The following is a 2,540-nucleotide window of genomic DNA, read 5'->3' as shown; positions in this document are numbered from 1 at the left end:
TGCCGGCGTTGTTGAACAGCACGTCGAGGCGGCCATAAGCGGCTTCGGCTTGCTGCACCATGTGCTCGCAGTCAGCGGCGCGGGACACGTCGGCGGCGATGGCGATGGCCTGCCCGTTGTCAGCGGCGATGGCGGCGGCCGTTTCCTCGGCGGTGGTTTCGTCGATGTCAACGGCGGCAATATGCGCGCCTTCACGAGCGCAGAGCAACGCAGTTTGGCGGCCGATGCCCGAGCCAGCGCCGGTGATGAGGACGACTTTGTCGGCGAGCTTCACGATGCTGTGGCCCGCGCTGCCTCGCCCACGACTTCTGACAGCGCTGGATGCGCGTGGACAGTGCGGGCTACATCCTCGGCACTGGCACCGAACTCTAGAGCCAAGACGCCTTCGGCAATCAAGTGCGAAGCCTGCGGCCCGAGGATGTGCATTCCCAAGAGTTGGTCGGTGTGCGCATCGGCGACGACCTTGACTAGGCCGTCGATGTCATCCATGCAGTGGGCGCGGGCATTGCTGCGAAAGAGGTGCTTGCCGACGGCGACTTCGTGGCCGGCCGCGGTGGCTTCTTCTTCGCTCGCGCCCACGGAGGCTAGTTCTGGATGGGTGTACACGACCGAGGGTATGGCCTCGTAGTTGACCTGCCCGGCGCACCCGGCCATCCGCTCGACGACCGCGACTCCTTCGGCCTCGGCCTTGTGGGCCAACATGGGTCCGGGCACGAGGTCGCCGATAGCCCAGATGCCCTCGACATTGGTCTGTCCCTGCGCGTCGACCAGGACTTGTCCTCGCTCGTTGATTGCCACACCCACGTCTTCCAGTCCCAATCCCGCGCTGCATGGTTTGCGCCCCACGGCCACCAGTACCAGATCGCACGTCTCGACGCGTTCTTGATCGCCGGCTCCTATGGTCAGCGTCACTTGACCTTCTTCGATCGCAGCCGCTTGCGCTTTAGCTCCGAGCAGAAACTTTAGTCCCTGCCGCTTGAGCAGCCGCTCTAGCTGCTGGGCCATCTCTTGATCCATCTCCGGCAAAATCTGATCCATGGCCTCCACTACGAACACTTGAGCACCCAGCCGAGCCCACACGGACCCCAGTTCCAACCCAATGGCACCACCGCCAATGACGACGAGCCGCTCAGGCACTTTTTCTAAGGTTAGGGCCTCGGTCGAACTAATTATGTGTTTTCCATCAAAAGGCAGATTCGACAACTCCACGGGTACGCTCCCCGTGGCCAACAGGATGTGCTTGGCGGACAGCACCTGCTCGCCGTCCGAACCTTGCACTGCCACGCTTCCCGTAGCGCGGACTTGGCCCGTACCGACGAAATGAGCCACCCCCCGGCCCTTAAACAGCCCCTCAATGCCCTTGGTCATGGTCTGCACGATTTTCTCTTTTCGCGCCATCATGGCCTGCAGGTCCAAGCCCACTTCGCCCTGCCCGATTCCGTGGTGTCCCAATCCCTTCTTGGCTCTGTAGAACAAATCACTCGACTCTAGCAGGGCCTTGCTGGGTATGCAGCCGACGTTGAGGCAAGTGCCACCGAGATAGTTTTTGTCGATACAGGCCACCTGCATGCCGAGTTGCGCCGCTTTGCTCGCGGCCACGTAGCCGCCTGGCCCTGCGCCGATGACGATTAGGTCGAATGCAGTGTCGCTCACAGTTGTTCCTTTTTGCGTAATTAGCAGCACACGTTAGAACGTCTGCTGGCTCCTTATCAGACAGTTACCTGACGAGCTTCCAAATATCGCCAAATAGAAAATGGTCGAAGGTTTTTATGTGATCCTTCAAAATATCCTTTATCTGCATGTCAGGACGTATGTCAAAATAATATACTCCATCTAATGGATTTAGTTTAACTGTATAGCCCTTAAAGTGTCCTGAAAGAAAAGTTGTATTGATACCATAGTTGCCGTCCCTGCCTTTTCTTTGAACATCGTTTAGAAAAATAGCGAAATGAGGTGTATCTCTATCTGTCAAGCGATTATATAGGAATTTATCGACAAATATTTTAGCTAGACGGTCCTTACTCGATGTTTTTACAGACCCTATCGCACGTACTTCTTCAAGTTCTTTCACAATAAGATCGTGCTGATAATTCATAGTAAATTCGACTTTTCCATTTATTTTTACTGGAACTTGCACTGTCCCTTGCGTGACATAAACTCCGACTTTGCCTATAATGAGACGTATGAATCTTTCAAATAGGTCGCCGTTTATCTTTCTTGCTGTATTTGACTTATTAGCGGGCAAGGCATCAAGAGTAGCTCCAATACATTGTTGCGCTGTATAAATGCTTCTATTAATGATCTCTCGGTTAGACGAGTTATCAGTACTATTATCCTCGCCTTGAATATCCAAAAGAATTTCTTTAAAAGGGTCAATAACAGCCTCCATATCTTCTAATGAGTACATTAATTTGGAGTTGATTGGTCTTGTTACATTGTATGTCACATCATCTTTGTATTGAAAAAATTGATAATTATTCTCTTTTATCGATAAAATTACAGCTTGAATATTGTCTTTAATGAATTCAAGATACTACTTT

Annotated in this window: 3 protein-coding genes; all 3 read right to left on the bottom strand. The window is 52.9% G+C overall.

Going from position 1 to position 2,540, the window contains the following annotated elements:
- The coding region (locus F4Y45_01445; GenBank protein MXY23169.1) for an SDR family NAD(P)-dependent oxidoreductase at window positions 1-274 on the bottom strand (274 nt) is incomplete at its 3' end.
- Window positions 271-1,653, bottom strand: a complete 1,383-nt coding sequence (gene lpdA, locus F4Y45_01440) for a dihydrolipoyl dehydrogenase (protein MXY23168.1) — start codon at window positions 1,651-1,653, stop codon at window positions 271-273. The genes F4Y45_01445 and lpdA, both read right to left, overlap by 4 nt.
- A gap of 64 nt (window positions 1,654-1,717) precedes the next feature.
- Window positions 1,718-2,446, bottom strand: a complete 729-nt coding sequence (locus F4Y45_01435) for a hypothetical protein (protein ID MXY23167.1) — start codon at window positions 2,444-2,446, stop codon at window positions 1,718-1,720.
- Window positions 2,447-2,540: the final 94 nt, after the last annotated feature.

Source organism: Acidobacteriota bacterium, from assembly GCA_009838525.1.
In the GTDB taxonomy this organism is placed as follows: domain Bacteria; phylum Acidobacteriota; class Vicinamibacteria; order Vicinamibacterales; family UBA8438; genus VXRJ01.
Note: the sequence above shows the minus strand (reverse complement) of the source record. Positions and strands in the feature narration are given on the sequence as shown.